General features: G+C 62.3%; 14 protein-coding genes. 11 read left to right on the top strand and 3 right to left on the bottom strand.

The features are described 5' to 3' along the window. Positions 1-7 precede the first annotated feature (7 nt). The 3 genes from HJC04_RS12285 to HJC04_RS12275 all read right to left on the bottom strand — a co-directional run bounded on the left by HJC04_RS12285 (position 8) and on the right by HJC04_RS12275 (position 2,829). Positions 8-619: an alpha-ketoglutarate-dependent dioxygenase AlkB gene (locus HJC04_RS12285; RefSeq protein ID WP_210632824.1), complete on the bottom strand. Its 612-nt coding sequence runs from the start codon at positions 617-619 to the stop codon at positions 8-10. A 1-nt stretch (position 620) separates the two neighbouring features. Beyond that, the gene (gene arfB, locus HJC04_RS12280; RefSeq protein ID WP_221146304.1) at positions 621-1,058 is read right to left on the bottom strand and encodes an alternative ribosome rescue aminoacyl-tRNA hydrolase ArfB; all 438 of its coding nucleotides are present in this window, start codon (positions 1,056-1,058) and stop codon (positions 621-623) included. 160 nt (positions 1,059-1,218) lie between these two features. Next, positions 1,219-2,829 carry a phosphoenolpyruvate carboxykinase gene (locus tag HJC04_RS12275; RefSeq protein ID WP_210632822.1) on the bottom strand — a complete coding sequence of 537 codons (1,611 nt, stop codon included), beginning with the start codon at positions 2,827-2,829 and terminating at the stop codon, positions 1,219-1,221. Positions 2,830-3,168: 339 nt separating this feature from the next. Here HJC04_RS12275 and HJC04_RS12270 point away from each other — a divergent pair, with 339 nt between their 5' ends. From HJC04_RS12270 to addA, 11 genes are all read left to right on the top strand, one after another. After that, positions 3,169-3,906, top strand: a complete 738-nt coding sequence (locus HJC04_RS12270) for a response regulator transcription factor (protein WP_210633055.1) — start codon at positions 3,169-3,171, stop codon at positions 3,904-3,906. Between the two features lie 76 nt (positions 3,907-3,982). Continuing rightward, a complete protein-coding gene (locus HJC04_RS12265; RefSeq protein ID WP_210632821.1) occupies positions 3,983-5,773 on the top strand; it encodes a sensor histidine kinase in 1,791 nt (596 codons plus the stop codon). Further along, on the top strand, positions 5,770-6,222 hold the full coding sequence (locus HJC04_RS12260; RefSeq protein ID WP_210632820.1) for an HPr kinase/phosphorylase: 453 nt from the start codon (positions 5,770-5,772) through the stop codon (positions 6,220-6,222). Before HJC04_RS12265 ends, HJC04_RS12260 begins: the two co-directional genes overlap by 4 nt. Before the next feature lie 151 nt (positions 6,223-6,373). Continuing rightward, positions 6,374-6,775 carry a PTS sugar transporter subunit IIA gene (locus tag HJC04_RS12255; protein ID WP_011423437.1) on the top strand — a complete coding sequence of 134 codons (402 nt, stop codon included), beginning with the start codon at positions 6,374-6,376 and terminating at the stop codon, positions 6,773-6,775. A gap of 9 nt (positions 6,776-6,784) precedes the next feature. Continuing rightward, positions 6,785-7,060: an HPr family phosphocarrier protein gene (locus HJC04_RS12250; protein ID WP_011423436.1), complete on the top strand. Its 276-nt coding sequence runs from the start codon at positions 6,785-6,787 to the stop codon at positions 7,058-7,060. A gap of 144 nt (positions 7,061-7,204) precedes the next feature. Next, a complete protein-coding gene (gene ahcY, locus HJC04_RS12245; protein WP_221146303.1) occupies positions 7,205-8,605 on the top strand; it encodes an adenosylhomocysteinase in 1,401 nt (466 codons plus the stop codon). A 203-nt stretch (positions 8,606-8,808) separates the two neighbouring features. Continuing rightward, on the top strand, positions 8,809-11,394 hold the full coding sequence (locus tag HJC04_RS12240; RefSeq protein ID WP_210632819.1) for a PAS domain-containing sensor histidine kinase: 2,586 nt from the start codon (positions 8,809-8,811) through the stop codon (positions 11,392-11,394). After that, positions 11,391-12,905, top strand: a complete 1,515-nt coding sequence (gene tsaE, locus HJC04_RS12235) for a tRNA (adenosine(37)-N6)-threonylcarbamoyltransferase complex ATPase subunit type 1 TsaE (RefSeq protein ID WP_210632818.1) — start codon at positions 11,391-11,393, stop codon at positions 12,903-12,905. The genes HJC04_RS12240 and tsaE overlap by 4 nt, the downstream gene beginning before the upstream one ends. Positions 12,906-12,918: 13 nt before the next feature. Beyond that, positions 12,919-13,650 (top strand): nucleotidyltransferase family protein, encoded by a 732-nt coding sequence (locus HJC04_RS12230; protein WP_210632817.1) that lies wholly within the window; start codon positions 12,919-12,921, stop codon positions 13,648-13,650. A gap of 4 nt (positions 13,651-13,654) precedes the next feature. Next, the gene (gene addB / locus HJC04_RS12225) at positions 13,655-16,849 is read left to right on the top strand and encodes a double-strand break repair protein AddB (RefSeq protein ID WP_210632816.1); all 3,195 of its coding nucleotides are present in this window, start codon (positions 13,655-13,657) and stop codon (positions 16,847-16,849) included. Then, on the top strand, positions 16,842-20,387 hold the full coding sequence (gene addA / locus HJC04_RS12220) for a double-strand break repair helicase AddA (protein ID WP_221122880.1): 3,546 nt from the start codon (positions 16,842-16,844) through the stop codon (positions 20,385-20,387). The genes addB and addA overlap by 8 nt, the downstream gene beginning before the upstream one ends. The last annotated feature ends 60 nt before the right edge of the window (positions 20,388-20,447 follow it).

Below are 20,447 nucleotides of genomic sequence, written 5' to 3'. Positions count from 1 at the left end.
TCAATTTTCACGAACGAACGCGGCGCAGCGTCAGATTGATGCGGCCGCCGTTCTTCAACAGCGTCGATGTCGCGGGGTAGATCCGGTCGACGCCATGATAACAAAGCCTCCCCTCACCGCCCAGCACGACCAGATCGCCGCTCGCAAGCTTGAAGGACAGCGTGCGATCATTGCGGTTGAGGCCGCCGACCCGGAAGAGGCAGCTGTTGCCGAGCGAGATCGAGACGACCGGCGCCTGCAAATCCCTCTCGTCCTTATCCTGATGCAGGCCCATGCGGGCGTCGTCGGAATAGAAATTGACGAGGCAAGCCTCCGGCGGCTTCTCATAACCCGAAACGTCATTCCAGATATCGAGCAATTGCTGCGGCATATAAGGCCAGGGCCCGCCGGTTGCCGGATGCGTCGGCTGATAACGATAGCCCCGCTCCTTGTCCGTCACCCAGCCGAGCGGCCCGCAATTGGTCATCCTGACCGACATCGGTTTGCCGGTGCCGGGCATGACGGGCACATAGAGCGGCGCCTCGGTGACCACGGCACGGATCACCTCCACCAATTCCTCCTGGCGCGCCCGGTCAAGATAGCCGGGCAGATACCGGATGCCGTTCAGGAGCTCGGGCATGTCATTCACCGCCGTCGGGCCGGCCGCGCATTTTTTTGACTTCCGAGCGGCCGGATTTTTCCTTCAGGCGGCGTTCGACCGAACCTTTGGTCGGCTTGGTCTTCTTGCGCGGCGGCGGCGGCGGCTTGGCTGCCTCCAGAATCAGTTCCTTCAGCCGCTCGCGGGCATCCTCGCGGTTGCGGTCCTGGCTGCGAAAGCGGCTCGCCTCGATCATCAGCACGCCCTCCTTCGACATGCGCCGACCGGAGAGCTTGATCGCGTTGGCCTTGACGCGATCATTGAGGGAAGGCGAATTGGCGATGTTGAAGAACAGCTGGACCGCGGTCGAAACCTTGTTGACGTTCTGCCCACCGGGGCCGCCCGCCAGAACGAATTGTTCCGTCAGTTCCCATCCCGCGATGGTGATCCTGTCATCGATGTAGAGCGCGTCACTGGCCATGCGGCGTTCTATCTCATATCGGCCGCCAATTGAAAATTGGCCCTCAACGAGAAAACCCGGCAATCCTGCAATACCGGGTTTCACGTGAATCAGAGATTTTGTCTAGCGCAATTCCGCGCGCAAAACCGCTGCACACTTTTGCTGGAATTGCTTGCGCTTCTTATTCGGCGGCCACCTTTACGCCCGGGGCCGCATCGCGAACGCCGCCGTCGACGTGACCTTCGAACTTGGCGAAGTTGGCAATGAACATCGAGACCAGCTTTTCGGCCTGCGCGTCGTAGGCTGCCTTATCGGCCCAGGTCGAGCGCGGATCGAGAATGCCACCGTCGACGCCATCGACGGAAACCGGCACGGCAAAGCCGAAGTTCGTGTCTGTGCGGAATTCGAGCTGGCCGAGTTTGCCGCTGAGGGCGGCAGCGAGAAGGGCACGCGTCGCCTTGATCGGCATGCGCTTTCCGGTGCCGTAGGCGCCGCCGGTCCAGCCGGTGTTGACGAGCCAGCACTCGACGCCGTGGCGGCTGATCAGCTCCTTGAGCAGGTTGCCGTATTCGGCCGGATGACGCGGCATGAAGGGCGCGCCGAAGCAGGTGGAGAAGGTCGCTTCCGGCTCGACGACACCCTTTTCGGTGCCGGCCACCTTGGCGGTGTACCCGGAGAGGAAGTGATACATCGCCTGATCGGGCGTCAGGCGCGCGATCGGCGGCATGACGCCGAAGGCATCGGCCGTCAGCATGATGATCGTCTTCGGATGCCCGGCCCGGCCGGTTTCCGAGGCATTCGGGATGAAATGCATCGGGTAGGCGCAACGGGTATTTTCAGTCAGCGAACCGTCATCGAAATCGGGTTCACGCCGTTCGTTGAGGACAACGTTTTCGAGCACGGTGCCGAAGCGCTGCGTCGTTGCGTAGATTTCCGGTTCGGCCTCAGCCGAAAGGCGGATGGTCTTGGCGTAGCAGCCGCCTTCGAAGTTGAAGATGCCGTTTTCGCTCCAGCCGTGTTCGTCGTCACCGATCAGCGTGCGGGCCGGATCGGCCGAAAGCGTCGTCTTGCCGGTGCCGGAAAGACCGAAGAAGACAGCCGCGTCACCGTCCGGACCGACATTTGCCGAGCAGTGCATCGGCATGGCACCCTTGGCCGGCAGCAGGTAGTTGAGCACGGTGAAGACCGACTTCTTCATTTCGCCGGCATAGGAGGTGCCGCCGATGAGAACGAGACCGTTGGTGAGATCGCAGGCGATCACCGTTTCCGAACGGCAGCCGTGACGGGCCGGATCGGCCTTGAAGCTCGGCAGATCGATGATCGTCAGCTTCGGCACGAAGGTCGGCAGCGCCGCCTCCTCAGGGCGGATCAGCAGATTGCGGATGAACAGCGAATGCCAGGCGAATTCGGTGATGACGCGGGTCGGCAGGGCGTGGCCTTCCTCGGCGCCGCCGACGAGATCCTGAGCGAACAGATCCTTGCCCGCTGCATGCGCCAGCATATCGTCGCGCAGCAGGGCAAAATGCTCCGGCGAGAGGGGCTTGTTGTTGTCCCACCAGATTTGACCATCGGTATTGGTGTCGCGAACGACGAATTTGTCGCGCGGCGAACGGCCCGTATGCTGACCGGTGAGGGCCCGAAGCGCGCCCTGAGCTGTCAGTTCGGCTTCACCCCGGCGGATCGCTTCTTCATAGAGCGCTGCGGCGGAAAAGTTATAGCGGACGCTGGCTGCGCCGCCCAATCCAACCGTTGCAAGCTCCGTTGCCGGGTTATGAACTCCGAACTTTTCCATGGCTAGTTCCCTTTGCTCAGGCTCGTTGCCGTTAAAACCAAGCGGGAAAATACGGGGAGAAATTTTAAAAGACAAGAGACAAAAATTGAGAAAATATAGTAATATCAAATAATTAATCGATTTAAATTTGTCTCATTCTTTTTAAATCGTTTGAAGAGCCGCGTTGAAACATTTCCACCTACAACTTTGAGATGCCGGGGGAATTTTACAACAATCTTCCCCTTTATCTTTGCCACAATTTGTTCCACCTTTATCCTCCATAAGCGCATCCGGTCATTGAGACCGCCTGGGGACGACCAAAATCCGGGAGATTGCGCACTGATGACGGAGACCAATGCTATGGCGACAATCGCGCTCGTTGACGACGACCGCAACATCCTCACCTCGGTGTCGATCGCACTGGAGGCCGAAGGATATAAGGTCGAGACTTATACGGACGGTGCCTCGGCGCTCGACGGCCTTCTGGCGCGACCGCCACAGCTGGCGATCTTCGATATCAAGATGCCGCGCATGGACGGCATGGAACTGTTGCGCCGCCTGCGGCAGAAATCGGATATTCCGGTCATTTTCCTCACTTCCAAGGATGAGGAGATCGACGAACTGTTCGGCCTGAAGATGGGGGCGGACGATTTCATCACCAAGCCTTTCTCGCAGCGCCTGCTGGTGGAACGCGTCCGCGCCGTCCTGCGTCGGGCCTCGAGCCGCGAAGCCGCAGCCGCCGGCGGCACGAGCCCCAGCGGTGCGCCGAAGGCCGGCGCGGTGCAGCAGGCCCGCTCGCTGGAGCGCGGGCAGCTCGTCATGGACCAGGAGCGCCATACCTGCACCTGGAAGGGTGAGGCCGTGACGCTGACGGTGACCGAGTTCCTGATTCTGCATTCGCTGGCGCAGCGCCCCGGCGTCGTGAAAAGCCGCGACGCCCTGATGGATGCAGCCTATGATGAACAGGTCTATGTCGACGACCGGACCATCGACAGCCACATCAAGCGGCTGCGCAAGAAATTCAAGATGGTCGATACCGACTTTGATATGATTGAAACACTCTACGGAGTGGGATACCGCTTCCGCGAAGCAGCCTGAGCCCGAGCGGCACAGCTGGAAATGTTGAAGGTTGCCGGCCGGTTTATCCGGCCCAACCTTTCGAAAGGGCCTGTCATTGGCACAGTTGGTGCAGGAAAGGGATTTGGACGATGCGGAGGGCGTGAGCACCCGTCGCGTCCGAGGCCGCCGTTGGTCGCATCCCTTCACGCTGATCCGCCGCATCTTCGGCAATGCGGTGTTTTCGAGCCTGACGCGGCGCATCCTGTTCTTCAACCTCGTCGCGCTTGTGGTGCTCGTCGGCGGCATTCTCTATCTCAACCAGTTTCGCGAAGGCTTGATCGACGCCCGCGCCGAAAGCCTGTTGACGCAGGGTGAAATCATTGCTGGCGCCGTTTCGGCCTCCGCGTCAGTCGATACGAACTCGATCACCATCGATCCGCAAAAGCTGCTCGAACTGCAGGCCGGCCAGAGCATCACCCCGGTGCCGAACGACGAGGATCTGGAATTTCCGATTGATCCGGAAAAGGTCGCGCCGGTCCTGCGCCGACTGATCTCGCCAACACGCACACGCGCGCGCATCTTCGATGCCGACGCCAATCTGCTGCTCGATTCGCGCCACCTCTATTCGCGCGGCCAGGTGCTGCGCTTCGACCTGCCGCCGGTCGAAGAAGAGAAGCAGACCTGGAGCGATTGGTTTGCGACGTTGTTCAACAAGGCGCTGCAGCCGGGCAATCTGCCGCTCTACAAGGAAGCACCGGGCGGCGACGGCTCGATCTATCCCGAGGTGATGAACGCGCTGACCGGCGTGCGCGGCGCAGTCGTGCGCACCACCGAGAAAGGCGAGCTCATCGTTTCCGTCGCCGTTCCGATCCAGCGCTTCCGTGCCGTGCTCGGCGTGCTGCTGTTGTCGACGCAAGCCGGCGACATCGACAACATCGTTCATGCCGAACGGCTGGCGATCATGCGGGTTTTCGGTGTGGCGACGCTCGTCAACGTACTGCTGTCGCTGGTGCTCTCGTCGACGATCGCCAATCCGCTGCGCCGTCTTTCGGCCGCCGCCATCCGCGTTCGCCGCGGCGCCAAGACACGTGAGCAAATTCCGGACTTTTCCGCCCGCCAGGACGAAATCGGCAACCTCTCCATCGCCTTACGCGAGATGACGACGGCGCTCTATGACCGCATCGACGCGATCGAGAGCTTTGCCGCCGATGTCAGCCACGAGCTCAAGAACCCGCTGACCTCACTGCGCAGCGCCGTTGAAACACTGCCGCTCGCCAGGTCGGAGGATTCCAAGAAACGGCTGCTTGATGTCATCCAGCACGATGTCCGCCGCCTCGACCGCCTGATCAGCGATATATCAGACGCCTCGCGGCTCGATGCCGAACTCGCACGCGTCGATGCCGGCTCTGTCGACATGGAGGTGCTGCTGCGCGACCTGATCGACGTGTCCCGCCAGATCAGGGGAAGCAAGAAGCAGGTGGAGATCGAGTATACGGTGGAACGCAAGCCGAACATCAAAACCCGTTTCGTCGTCAACGGCCACGATCTGCGCATCGGCCAGATCGTCACCAATCTGATCGAGAATGCCCGCTCCTTCGTGCCCGAGAAGGGCGGCAAGATCACCGTGCGGCTGGTACGCACACGGTCACGCTGCGTCACCACCATCGAAGACAACGGCCCCGGCATTCAGGCGGAAAATATCGACCGCATCTTCGAGCGTTTCTACACGGACCGTCCGGAATCGGAAGGTTTCGGCCAGAATTCCGGCCTCGGCCTTTCGATCAGCCGCCAGATCGCCGAAGCCCACGGCGGTTCGCTGAGGGCGGAGAACATCACCGATGGCGAGAACGGGCGCGTGCTCGGCGCGCGCTTCATCCTCGCCCTTCCGCTCGATGCCGCCGCATGAGCGAGCCGGCTCCCACCATCCATGCGACGGCGATTGTCGTTGGCAGGACGGGGCTGCTGTTCAGCGGGCCCTCCGGCTGGGGAAAGTCGATGCTGGCATTCACCTGCATGACCGAAGCCCGCCGGCTGGGTCTTTTTACGGCGCTGGTCGCCGACGACCAGGTCCTCCTATCGGAAAAAGCCGGGTCGGTGATTGCCACCTGCCCGCCGTCGATCGCCGGGCTCATCGAACTTCGCGGCACCGGCATCGTCCGGCAGGATCACGTGTCCCCGGCGACCATGCACTATGCCGTGCTTCCGGGCAGCGCTTCCGGTGAAAACCGCGTCCCTGCGGAGGGCGAAATCGTCAGTCTTGCCCCTGGTTTTTCGCTTCCCGCATTGCGGTTGCTCACAAATGTTGCCTCACCGCTGGCGATCCTGATGGCGAAAGCGCCTGACATCGGATGCTGAAAGGCTTCCGGATTGATCAATCCGCCTTATATGTTTGCATTTTTATCTTGCACTTCGGCTTTTCATAGCCAAGATGTGCCGCCACCGGTGGACGAAATTGCTGCATTGCGATATCTCAGCCACCGTTTGCGTATATGGGAGCAGTAATATCATGATCGGACTTGTGCTTGTCACTCATGGCAAGCTGGCTGAAGAGTTTCGTCATGCTGTCGAGCACGTCGTCGGTCCTCAGAAATTTATCGAGACGGTCTGTATTGGCCCCGAAGACGATATGGACCAGAGACGGCAGGACATTCTGCAAGCCGTATCCGGCGCCGATGACGGCCATGGCGTCGTCATCTTGACCGACATGTTCGGTGGCACACCATCTAACCTCGCCATCTCGGTCATGAGTAGCGGCCACACCGAAGTCATTGCCGGCATGAACTTGCCGATGCTGATCAAGCTCGCCGGCGTCCGCGGCGAGAACAACATGGAGAAGGCGCTGGTGGAGGCTTCCGAAGCCGGGCGGAAATATATCAATGTCGCGAGCCGCGTGCTCAGCGGAAAATAACGGCGCTTCATGACATCGCTTTCCCGGGAACTCCTTATCATCAACAAGCGCGGCCTTCACGCTCGCGCTTCCGCCAAATTCGTGCAGATGGTCGAGAATTTCGATGCGGCCATCACCGTTTCCAAAGATGGAATGACGGTCGGCGGCACCTCAATCATGGGCCTCATGATGCTTGCCGCAAGCCCCGGGTCCAGCGTCGTCGTCTCGGCAAGCGGCAGCCAGGCTCAGGAAGCCTTGGAGGCCCTGGATCAGCTGATCCAGAACAAGTTCGGCGAAGAAATGTGAGCTCGGCCGAGTTCATATAAACATATAAAGACTTCTTTATATCCTTATTGCCATCCCAGGCGAAGCCTGCTAAACGGCTGATATGCCGTGCGCTTGCTTGCGCCTGCGCCAATTTTTGAGACGTTTTTCAGCCTGGAGACCTCTATGAGCACTGAAAAAGATTATGTCGTCGCCGATATCGGGCTTGCGGATTTCGGCCGCAAGGAAATTACGATCGCCGAAACCGAAATGCCGGGGCTGATGTCGTGCCGCGCCGAGTTCGGCGACGCAAAGCCGCTGAAGGGCGCACGCATCACCGGTTCGCTGCACATGACCATCCAGACGGCCGTGCTGATCGAAACCCTGGTTGCGCTCGGCGCCGAAGTCCGCTGGGCCTCGTGCAACATCTTCTCGACGCAGGACCATGCCGCAGCCGCGATCGCCGCCGCCGGCGTTCCGGTTTTCGCCATCAAGGGCGAGTCGCTCGAAGACTATTGGGTCTATACCGACAAGATCTTCCAGTGGCCCGATGGCGGCCTTTCCAACATGATCCTCGATGACGGCGGCGACGCCACCATGTACATCCTGCTCGGCGCCCGCGCCGAAGCCGGCGAGGACGTGCTCTCCAACCCGCATTCCGAAGAAGAGGAAATCCTCTTCGCCCAGATCAAAAAGCGCCTTGCCGCTTCCCCGGGCTGGTTCACCAAGCAGCGCGATGCCATCAAGGGCGTCACCGAGGAAACCACGACCGGCGTCAACCGCCTCTACCAGCTCAGCCAGAAGGGCCTGCTGCCCTTCCCGGCGATCAACGTCAACGACTCCGTCACCAAGTCGAAGTTCGACAACAAATACGGCTGCAAGGAATCGCTGGTCGACGGCATCCGCCGCGGCACCGACGTGATGATGGCCGGCAAGGTTGCCGTCGTCTGCGGTTACGGTGACGTCGGCAAGGGTTCCGCTGCGTCGCTCTCCGGCGCCGGCGCCCGCGTCAAGGTTACGGAAGCCGATCCGATCTGCGCTCTGCAGGCCGCCATGGACGGTTATGAAGTCGTGCTGCTCGAAGACGTCGTTTCGTCGGCCGATATCTTCATCACCACGACAGGCAACAAGGACGTCATCCGCATCGACCACATGCGGCAGATGAAGGACATGGCGATCGTCGGCAATATCGGCCATTTCGACAACGAAATCGAAGTCGCCGCGCTGCGTAACCTCAAGTGGACCAACGTCAAGCCGCAGGTCGACCTAATTGAGTTCCCCAAGGGCAACCGCATCATCCTTCTCTCCGAAGGCCGTCTGCTCAACCTCGGCAATGCGACCGGCCATCCGTCCTTCGTGATGTCGGCTTCCTTCACCAACCAGACGCTGGCGCAAATCGAGCTCTTCACAAAGCCCGGCCAGTACGAGAACAAGGTGTACATCCTGCCGAAGCATCTCGATGAGAAGGTCGCACGCCTTCACCTCGACAAGCTCGGCGTGAAGCTGACCCAGCTCAGTGAAGAGCAGGCCGCCTATATCGGCGTGAAGCCTCAGGGTCCGTTCAAGTCCGACCACTACAGATATTGATGGCACCATCAATATCCACAAGATGTAGAAGCCGCGGCATTGACAAATGCCGCGGCTTATTTTTTGGCCGCTCTCTTCCCGCCGATTCCCTTCCGAAGTATTGTTTTAAGACTTGATTCGGGACGCCGGACCCCGTCCGACCGCTCCGAAAATGGGATGTCTTGTCGTAATGCGGCACATTGAAGGACGGAGACATACCGCGGATGTCGGAAGTGAAAAACAGCCTGCCCGGTCAGGCGGATGACGGCGCTCGCGCCGGTCGCCGCCCGCTCTCGGCGGGCCGAGAATATAAATCTGCAACGGCACACGAGGCCGCAAAGCAAGAGCATGGATCATTGGCGCGCCTCCTGAAAACGTGCGCGGCCGGCACGGCGCTTGCCGCGCTGGCGCGGCCGGTTCTGGCACAGACCGAGCGGCAGGTGGCCGCCTCGGCTCACCTCTTCACCTCCTCGCAGGTCGTCGGCGTTTCCGTCGTCATCGGCGTCATCTCGGCGGCCCTGCTTTCAACGCTCTGGCTCGTACGCCAGCGCGGCAATCTGGAAAACGAGAGCCGCGAAATCCGCTCGGCGCTTTCCGATGCCCAGCAGCGCATTTCGCAATATCAGGCGCTGATCGCCGACAAGAACCGGCGGATCGTCATCTGGGACGGCAATACGCGCCCCGAGCTTCTCGGCCAGCTTCCGCCCGAGACCGGCGCGCCGCAGGACGGCGAATTCCTGGCCTTCGGCCTCTGGCTGAAATCGCATTCGGCCGCCGATCTGGAAAAGGCGATCGACCGGCTGCGCGACGGCGCGCAGAGCTTCGATATGGTGGTCGAAACCATCCGCGATGAAATCCTCGAGGCGCAGGGCCGGGTTTCCGGCGGACGCGCCTTCGTCCGCTTCGTGGCGCTCAACAATCTGCGCGCCGAGCTTGCCGAACTCAGGATCGAGCGCGACCGGCTGATGACCTCGATCTCGGCCTTCCAGACCATGCTCGACGCGATCGACATGCCGGCCTGGCAGCGCGACCCGGCGGGCCGCCTCACCTGGGTCAACCAAGCTTATGGCGACGCGGTCGAGGCACGCTCGCCGCAGCAGGCGATCAACGAAGGCCGCGAGATGCTGACGACCGTGGCGCGCGAACGCATTCGCGCGGTTACGACGCCGGAATCGCCTTTCCACGACACGATCTCGACCGTTGTGCGCGGCAATCGGACATTCTTCGACGTCGTCGACGTCAAGGTCCCGGGTGGCTCGGCCGGGATTGCGATTGACGTGTCTGATATAGAGGCCGTGCGCGCCGAGCTGGAACGGACGCTGAAGAGCCACGCCGAAACACTTGACCATCTCGCCACACCCGTCGCCATCTTCGACGGCGAGCGCCGGCTGCAATTCTACAACCAAGCCTTCGTCGCGCTCTGGGAGCTCGATATCGCCTTCCTCGAAAGCCGGCCTGATAATAGCGAGCTGCTCGAGCGGCTGCGCGCGGCCAAGAAGCTGCCGGACCAGCTCAACTGGAAAAGCTGGAAGGAAGCGGCCCTTTCCGTCTATCGCGCGCTCGACACGCAATCGGATCTCTGGCACCTGCCCAACGGCCAGACGCTGCGCGTCTTCGCCACCGCCCATCCGCAGGGCGGCGCCACCTGGGTATTCGAAAATCTGACCGAGCAGGTCGATCTCGAAACGCGCTACAACACATTGGTCAAGGTACAGGGCGAGACGATCGATCACCTTTCCGAAGGGGTGGCGGTATTCGGACCGGATGGACGTATCCGCCTGTCGAATCCGGCCTTCCGGGCGCTGTGGGGCATTACGGAAACCGAAGCCAAGCCCGGCACTCATATCCGCGCGCTGGGCGAGGCCTGCGCGCCGTCCTACGACCGGCCGGACGGCTGGAAGACCTTCGCGGAACTGATCACCAGCTTCGATGACGAACGCCGCTCGAGCCAGGGGACGCTGGAACTCTTCTCCGGCCTCGTGCTCGATTACGCCGTCATCCCGCTGCCGAACGCGCAGACCATGCTGACCTTCGTCAACATGACCGACAGCGTGCGGGCCGAGCGGGCTTTGACCGAGAAGAACGAGGCGTTGCGCAAAGCCGACGAATTGAAAAACGACTTCGTTCAGCATGTTTCCTATGAACTTCGCTCACCGCTGACCAATATCATCGGCTTTACCGATCTGCTGCGCACGCAGGGCGTCGGGCCGCTGAATGAACGGCAGGCCGAATATGTCGACCACATTTCGACCTCGTCCTCGGTTCTGCTGACGCTCGTCAACGATATCCTCGACCTTGCGACGGTCGATGCCGGCATCATGCGGCTCAACTATGCCGAGATTGATCTCAACGACCTGCTCGACGACGTCTCGATGCAGATCGCCGACCGGCTGCACGAAAGCGGTGTCGCGCTTGAAATCACCGCCTCCGCCTATCTCGGCTCGATCGTCGCCGATCCGCAGCGGCTGAAGCAGATCCTTCTGAAGCTTCTTGCCAATGCGGCGAATTTCTCGCCCGAGGGCACGTCGATCTCGCTGGAATGCCATCGCGAAGGCACGGATTTCGTCTTCTCCGTCCGCGATCGCGGCCCCGGCATTTCGCCCGACATGATCGCGACCGTGTTCGACCGGTTCGCGACGGGGGCTAAAAGCGGCAAACGCGGCGGCGCCGGCCTCGGTCTCTCGATCGTCGACAGCTTTGTCAGCCTTCATCATGGCGACGTGACGATCGACAGCGAGCCGGGCAAAGGCACGACGGTCGTCTGCCGTATCCCATCGGTCAACATACCGCATTCCGCCGCCGCCGAATGACGACCGATGATACGATCTCGCTGTTCCTGAAAGACGAAGCGGCCACGGTTCGCCTCGGCGAAGACCTGGCGCTTGGCCTGAAGGCCGGAGATTGCCTTGCCCTGTCGGGCGATCTCGGCGCCGGCAAATCCTCGCTTGCCCGTGCGATCCTGCGTGCCATTGCCGATGACGATGGGCTCGAAGTTCCGAGCCCCACCTTCACACTGGTGCAATCCTACGATCTGCGTATCCCGGTTTCGCACTTCGATCTCTATCGGCTCGGTGACCCCGGCGAATTGACGGAGCTCGGCTTCGACGAGGCCCTGCAGAACGGCATCTGTCTCGTCGAATGGCCGGAGATGGCCGCGAGCGAGTTGCCTGGCGAATGCATCACGTTGACGCTGACGCATGAAGGCAACGGCCGCCGGGCGACGATTAGCGCCGCCGGCGCACAGGCTTTGCGCATCCGGCGCGTCCTGGCGATCCGCAATTTCCTCGAAGACGCCGGCTATTCCAATGCCAAACGCCGCTTCCTGACCGGTGATGCCTCGCTTCGCGCTTACGAGGCGATCTATCGCGAGAACGCCGAGCGCCGCATCATCCTGATGGACTGGCGGCCGCATCCCGAGGGACCGCCGGTCCATGACGGCAAACCTTATCCCAAAGTCGCGCATCTGGCACAGAACGCCTATCCCTTCGTTGCGATTGCCGATGCGCTGCGCGAACGGGGTTTTGCGGCGCCGGAGATCTATAAGGTCGATTATCAGCAGGGGATCCTCTTGATCGAGGATCTCGGCACCGAAGGCGTGCTCGATGACGAGGGGCGGCCGATCATCGAGCGTTACCGGCAAAGCGTCGCCTGTCTTGCCCATCTTCATTCCATGCAATTTCCGCCAGACATACCGGTTTCCGCCACGCACACGCATCACATACCGGACTTCGATCGCACGGCGATGAAGATGGAAGTGCAGCTTGTGCTCGACTGGCACATAGCCTGGAAGCGCGGCACCGCCCCCTCGGATACCGAACGCAAGGAATATCTGGCGATCTGGGACGCCCTGATCGATGAACTTGCCACGGCCGAAAAGAACCTGCTGCTGCGCGATTTCCACTCGCCGAACATCATCTGGCGGCCGCAGGAGCCGGGCATCAAAAAGATCGGACTCATCGACTTCCAGGACGCCATGATCGGGCCCACAGCCTATGATCTTGCCTCGCTCGTCCAGGACGCGCGCGTCACGATCGAACCGCAGCTTTTCCGGCAGCTGATGGACGATTATCTGGCGCTTCGCCGCACACAGGGCGGCTTCGACGAAGCCGGATTCCTGAAAGCATGGGCGATCATGTCGGCGCAGCGCAATTGCAAGCTTGCCGGTCTCTGGGTGCGGCTGCTGCAGCGGGACGGCAAGCCCGGCTATCTCAAACATATGCCGCGCACACTTGCCTATCTGAATGTCGCGCTCGAGCACGAGGCGCTTGCCCCCTTGCGCGATTGGTGCACAAGGGCTGGAATAGGCCAGAGCGAATCATAAGTTCTGGATCAAGATGACCATCAGACAAGCCATGGTTCTGGCCGCGGGTCTCGGGACCCGCATGCGCCCGATCACCGATACGATTCCGAAGCCGCTGGTGAAGATCGACGGCAAGCCGATGATCGACTATTCGCTGGACGCGCTGGTTTCGGCCGGCGTCGAGCGGGCCGTCGTCAACGTTCATCATCATGCCGAGCAGATGCTCGACCATCTCGGCAAATATCGCGGCCTCGACATCATCATATCGGACGAGCGGGACGGACTGATGAATTCCGGCGGAGGACTGGCGAAGGGCCTGACGCTGCTTGAACGCGACGACATCTTCGTCATGAATGCCGATCTCTTCTGGATCGGAGAACAGCCGGGACGGCCGACGAACCTGCAGCGCTTAGCTGGATTCTTCGATGCAGAGCAAATGGACATGGCGCTGCTTTGCGTCAGGATCGAAGATACAACCGGTCACAACGGCAAGAATGATTTCAGCCTCGCTGCAGATGGCCGGCTGACGCGGTATCGCGACGATCCGTCCAATCCCGTCGTCTATGCCGGGGCGATCGCCATGAACCCGACGCTGTTTGATGATGCGCCGAAGGATGCCTTCAACCTCAATATCTATTTCGACAAGGCGATCGCGCGCCGACGTCTGTTCGGCATCGTGCTCGACGGCCATTGGCTGACTGTGGGAACGCCAGAGGCGATCGGCGAAGCGGAGGAAACAATCCGCCGACTGCGGGCGTTCGCGTGAGCTCATGGCGGACCGGCACCAGCCACGCATCCTGACGATCCCGGCGGGCCTGCCCTTCCTGAAAACGCTGGCGACGACGCTTTGCGACGGACGCCTGACGCCGCTCTTTCGGCATGAATCCGATGATCCGCTGTCGCTCGCCAGGGTGACGATCTACCTGCCCACCCGGCGCGCCGTGCGCGTGCTGCGCTCAGAATTCGTCGACCTGCTCGGCGGCCGCTCGGCGATCCTGCCGGTGATCCGTCCTCTCGGCGAAACCGATGACGACAGCGGATATTTCGAAGAGGCGCTGCCGGCGACGATCGATCTCGCCCAGCCGCTGTCGAATACCGCCCGGCTCCTGGAACTGGCGCGGCTGATCCTTGCCTGGCGAAACAAGCTGCCGGAGATCGTCCGCCATATCCATTCCGACTCGCCGCTCGTTGCGCCGGCCAGCCCGGCAGATGCGATCTGGCTCGCCCGCAACCTCGCGGAGCTGATCGATTCCATCGAAACCGAGGATCTTGACTGGTCGGAACTGTCGAAACTCGACACTGGCGACTACGCCGCCTGGTGGCAGCTGACGGCGGAGTTCCTCCAGATCGCCAGCGCCTTTTGGCCGGAGCGGCTTTCCGAGCTCGGCAAGTCCTCGCCGGCGCGGCACAGGAACGCAATTCTGCGGGCCGAAGCAGCCAGGATTTCGGCGGCGAAGCCGGCCGGGCCGATTATCATTGCCGGTTCGACGGGTTCGGTTCCTGCCACGGCCGATCTCATCGCCGCCGTTGCCAATCTGCCCGAAGGCGTGATCGTCCTTCCCGGCCTCGATCTGTCCATGCCCGACAGGCACTGGCAAATGGTGGCGCCGGAACCGGCGCCAGGCCAGCATGCCAATCCGGCCAGCCGGAGCCATCCGCAATATGGCCTGTCCTTGCTGCTGAAAAGGCTGAGGCTGACACGAGCCGACGTCAGCCTCCTGGGGAGACCAGAGGCCGATCTTAACCGGCGCGCCGAAATCCTGTCGCGCGCGCTCGCCCCGGCAGAGGCGACCAGCGACTGGGGGGCCTGGAAGAGCTCGCTACCCGAGGGAGCGCTGACTTCGGCCTTCGGCGATGTTTCGCTGATCGAAGCCGCCAATGAGCGCGAGGAAGCAACCGCGATTGCCATCGCGCTCAGGCTTGCACTGGAAAGGCAGGGACAGGATGGCGAAAGCCGGGCTGCGCTGATTACGCCAGACCGCAATCTCGCCCGTCGGGTGATGGCCGAGCTCTCCCGCTTCGGGATTCTCGCCGACGATTCGGCCGGCACACCGCTTTCGGCGACCCCGCAGGGCACGCTGCTACAGCTGCTGCTGGAGGCGGCGCTTCGGCCGGGTGATCCGGTGGCGATCGTTTCGCTGCTCAAACATCCGCTGGCCCGCTTCGGCCTCGAACGCGACGCCTTGATTTCCGCGACCGAAGCGCTCGAACTGCTGGCGCTGCGCGGCGGGGTGGCGGAGGTGGATATCAACGCACTTGAATTGCTCCTGAGCCAGCAGCTCGGCGAACAGGTCCTCGACCGACACGCGCCGCAATGGCGCAAGACGCTGCCAGCCGAGGCCGTCGAGACCGCATCCGAACTTGCGCGCCGGGTCACCCGCGCAACCGAGCCTCTTGCTTCCGCGCTGGTCCGGCACCGGCCGGAGGAGCGCGGCAAGACAGCAAGTTTCACGCTGTCGGAATGGGCGGAGCGGACCGGCCGTTCGCTCGAAGCGGTCGCGGCAGATCCGCACGGCAATCTTGCCGATCTCTGGGCACACGAGGCAGGGGACGCCCTCGCCTCACTCCTCAGCGAAGTCATAGACACGGACGGCCAGATGGAGGCCGACGGACCGCAATGGATCGACATCATGGCAGCACTTGCCGCCGGCCATGCGGTGAAGCCGCGGGCGCTCAGCCATCCCCGCCTCTTCATCTTCGGCACGCTCGAAGCCCGCCTGCAGAGCGTCGACACGCTCATTCTCGGCGGGTTGAACGAAGGCTCCTGGCCAGGGCAGAGCGCGAACAATCCCTTCATTCCACGTATGATGAAGACGGAGATCGGGCTCGAACCGCCGGAGCGGCGCATCGGGCAGCTAGCGCATGATTTCGAGATGGCGAACGGCACCCGCCACCTGATCTATTCGAGAGCGCTGCGCCAAGGTTCGACGCCGACCGTCGCCTCACGCTGGCTGCAGCGGCTGCTGGCGCTCGGCGGAGGGACCTTTCAAGCGGCATTGAGGGAGCGCGGTAACCGGTACCTGCAATGGGCTGGTCTGATCGATCGGGGAGACGCCCAGGCACCGGCGCAGCGGCCCTCGCCGACACCGCCGCTGGCGCTGCAGCCGAAGTCCTATTCCTTCAGCGAGGTCGGACGGCTGCGCCGCGATCCCTATGCGATCTATGCCCGCCGCATCCTGCGGCTCGATCCGGTGGACGCGTTCAACCGCGACCCGGGAGCGGCCGAACGCGGAACGCTCTATCACACGATCATCGACCGGTTCGTCCGCGGGGCCCATGTGGCCGGCACGCCGGCGGCGGCAGCGGCGATGGAGCGGATCCTTAACGAGCTTTTCGACATGGAGAAGCTGCCACCGCATATCGATGCCGTCTGGCGGCCGCGCTTTCGCGAAGTGGCCCGTGCCTTCCTCGAATGGGAGGCCGGACGACGTCCCGGCATCCGCAGGACGCTGACGGAAGTACGCGGCGGCGTGGAGCTGGAGGCGATCAATATCCGGCTGAACGGCGTTGCGGACCGGATCGATATTACAGGACCGGGGGCGGCCGATATCATCGACTACAAGACCGGCTACAATCCCTCACCGACACAGGCACGCGCGCTTCTCGATCCGCAGCTCGCCCTGGAAGCGGCGGCTTTGAGCGCCGGCGCCTTCCGCGATGCCGGCAGTCTTGTGCCGCAGGATCTGCTCTATGTTCGCCTGCGACCGGGACGTCGCTTCCAGGTCGATACGGTGAACAACGAAAACGCGGCCCGCAGCGACAAGGCGAAATCGGCGATGGACCTTGCCGGAGAATCGATCGACCAGCTGATCAAGTTCGTCAGTTTGCTGCAGTCCGGCGAAAAGGGCTTTACCTCGCGGCTCATCCCGGCGCAGCAGTTTGATTTCGGCGGCGACTACGATCATCTCGCCCGCGTCTCCGAATGGTCCACGGCTGAGACTGAGGAAGGCGGCGGCGATGAGTGACGCTCTTCCGAATGACGACGATCCCGGCGCCTGGATCGGCTGGACCACGATTCAACAGGCGATCGCCTCCGACCCCCAGCGCTCGGCATGGGTTTCGGCCAATGCCGGTTCCGGCAAGACGCATGTCCTGACCCAGCGCGTCATTCGTCTGCTGCTTGCCGGCGCGCGGCCTTCCGCCATTCTCTGCCTGACCTATACCAAGGCCGCGGCCTCTGAAATGTCGAATCGCGTCTTCGAACGGCTGGCGGACTGGGTGGTGCTCGACGACGAAGAGCTCGGCCGGCGGATCATGCAGATCGAGGGGACGGCGCCCGATGCGCTGAAGCTCGCCGAGGCGCGCCGGCTGTTTGCCAAGGCGCTGGAAACGCCGGGCGGGTTGAAGATCCAGACGATCCATGCCTTTTGCGAAGCGCTGCTGCACCAATTCCCGCTGGAGGCCAATGTTGCCGGGCATTTTTCGGTCCTCGACGATCGCGCGGCGGCGGCGCTGCTTTCCGATGCACGCCGGGCGCTGCTGACGGCGACCGCGCCGGAAGAAGGCAGCGCCCTTGCCAAGGCTTTCGCCTATGTGCTCAATCTCGGCGACGAATCCGGGCTGGAGAACCTGCTCGCCGACATCATCGCCAACCGCAATGCCATTCGCCGCTTCACCGCGGCTGCCGAGCGACGCGGCGGCGTGGAGGCGGTGCTGCGCAACAGGCTCGGGCTTGCCGCCGGCGATACGGAAAGCCGGATCGCGGCGCAATATTGGCCGTTGCCGGAGCTTTCGGGCGGCATGCTGGAGCTTTATCTGTCGCTTGCCGACCAGAAAGGCGGCGCCAAGGCGCAGGAGGTTGCTTATGGCCTCAGGCTCGCCGGCCGGGAGCGCGATGACGCCAGGCGCGCCGAAATGCTGGAGAAAATCTTCCTGACGGCGAAGGGCGAGCCGAAATCGGATTCACAGTTCCTGGTCAAGGCCATGCTTGCGGAAGCACCGCAACTGACGCGCGCCATCGCCGTCGCCCGTGCGCATGTCGCGGCAAGCCGTGATCGGTTGAAAACGATGCGAATGTTCGGCGCCACGCAGGCCGCGCTGGTGCTCGCCGGTCGGCTGAACCATGACTACGAGGAGTTGAAGAAGCAGCGCAGCCAACTGGATTTCGAAGACCTGATCACCCGCACCGCCGACCTGCTGACAAAGAGTGGCGTGGGTCCCTGGATCCATTACAAGCTCGACCGGGGTATCGATCATATCCTCGTCGACGAGGCACAGGATACCAGCCCGATCCAATGGAGCGTCATCCAGTCGCTCGCCGAGGATTTCTTTTCCGGCGAGAGCGCCCGGCCAGTCGTACGCACGCTCTTTGCCGTCGGCGACGAGAAGCAGTCGATCTACTCCTTTCAGGGGGCGCGGCCCGAGCGTTTTTCCGAAGAGAGCGACCGGACGCGGCGGCGGGTCTCCGACAGCGGGCAGAGCTTTTCCTCCGTACGGCTGCCGCTCTCCTTTCGCTCAACCGCCGACGTACTCGAGGCCGTCGACCAGATCTTCAGGATATCGGATAATGCGCGGGGTCTGAGCGCGGTCGGCGAACCGGTCGTGCATCGATCCAGCCGGATCGGACATCCTGGCGCCGTCGACCTCTGGGAGATGGTCGCGCCTGAGGCGGTGGTGAAGGAAGAGGATTGGACGGCGCCCTTCGATGCGACGCCGGAAAGTGCGCCGGCCGCAATCCTCGCGCGGCGGATCGCCCATGCGATCGGCACCCTCGTCGGCCGTGAAACGATCGTCGACAAAGGCAGGGAGCGGCTCATCGAAGCCGGCGACATCCTCGTTCTGGTGCGCAAGCGCGACGCCTTCGTCAATGCCTTGACCCGCGCCTTGAAGCGCCGCGGCGACATTCCCGTGGCCGGCGCCGACCGACTGACGCTGACCAGCCATATCGCCGTCCAGGATCTGCTGGCGCTCGGCCGTTTCCTGCTTCTGCCGGAGGACGACCTTTCGCTCGCTGCGGTGCTGAAGAGCCCGCTTTTCGATCTTTCCGAGGACGATATCTTTGCAATCGCCGGCCTGCGGGGCGACAACGAGAGCGTCTGGAGCCATCTCAAGAGGTTTGCGGCCGACGGCACCGAACGTTTCCGTGCCGCCGTCGAAAGGCTGGAGCTGTTTCTGCGGCAGTCGCGACATCTGTCGGTCCATGATTTCTATGCGCGGGTGCTGGGCAGCCATGGCGGGCGGCGGCAATTCCTTGCCCGTCTCGGCACCGAGGTCAGCGATATTCTCGACGAATTCCTGACCTTCACCCTCGACCACGAGAACTCCGGCCTACCCGGGCTGCAATCCTTCATCTCAATGCTGGAGCTTGAAGCGCCGGAGGTGAAGCGTGAGCAGGACAAGGGGCGCAACGAGGTCAGGATCATGACCGTGCATGCCTCCAAGGGTCTTGAAGCACCAATCGTCTTCCTCGTCGACGGCGGCTCCAAGCCCTTCACGCATACGCATCTGCCGAAACTTCGCCTGATCGAAACCGACCCCGACGAGCCGCCGCTGCCGGCCTGGGTTCCCGTCTCGGACCTCGCCAATTCGCTGACGCAAAACGATGCAACGCGGATCCAGATGCTGGCGGAAGAGGAGTATCGCCGGCTGCTTTATGTCGCCATGACGCGGGCTGCCGACCGGCTGGTCGTCTGCGGCTATCGTGGCGTTCGTGTCAATAACGATACCTGGCACACGATGATCTCCACTGCGCTCAGCGAAGGCCATCCGCATGTGGAGGCGGCCACCTTCTCCGGCCCTGACGGGGAATGGCCGGGTATCCGATGGCGCGTGCCGCGGGTGGAGCGGCGCTTCGAGCGTATCGAACGCAACGAGGCGCGCGACCGTCAGCAGGCGTTGCCGGAAGGCCTATTGCGGCCATTGCCACCACAGGCTGAGCTGCCCCGCCCCCTCAGCCCGTCCGGTATCGGGACGATCATCGACGAAGACGAGGGCAGCTTGTTTGTCGCTTCGCCGCTGTTCGGGGAGAAGGAGCGCAGCGATCGTTCACTGGAAAAGGGCAGACTGATCCATCGCATGCTGCAGGCGCTTCCAGAAATTCCGCTTCGAGAACGACCCGATGCCGCATGCCGTTATGCCGAACGGGCGGCGCGGTTCTGGCCGGAAGCGGAACGCCGCCGGCTCGTCGATTCGGTTCTGAAACTCATGGACGAACAGGCTTTGCAGCCGGTTCTCGGGGCAGAGGCCCAGCCGGAAGTTTCGATCATGGGAACATTGACGCTCGAAGACAGCCGCTATGCGGTCTCGGGCCGTATCGACCGGCTCGCCGTGCTTGCCGATCGCGTTGTCATTCTCGATTACAAGACCAATCGGGTGCCGCCTTCGACCGAGGAGGCGATCCCTTTCGCACATAAGGCTCAGCTCGCGATCTATCGTGAGATCCTGGCGCCGCTCTATCCCGGCAAACGCATCGACTGCATGCTCGTCTATACCGAGAATGCGTCGCTTTATACGCTGAGCGAAAAGGCGCTCGGTTTGGCGCTTGCAGGACTCAAGACAAAGTGAAATACCGGACATTGAAAATTTGGCGCCGCACCATCACATGTGGTTCAACATCTTCTTCGG

The organism is Rhizobium sp. NLR8a, from assembly GCF_019685235.1.
Lineage (GTDB): Bacteria > Pseudomonadota > Alphaproteobacteria > Rhizobiales > Rhizobiaceae > Rhizobium.
The sequence above is the reverse complement of the archived record's forward strand: the minus strand, read 5'-3'. Positions and strand labels throughout refer to the sequence as shown.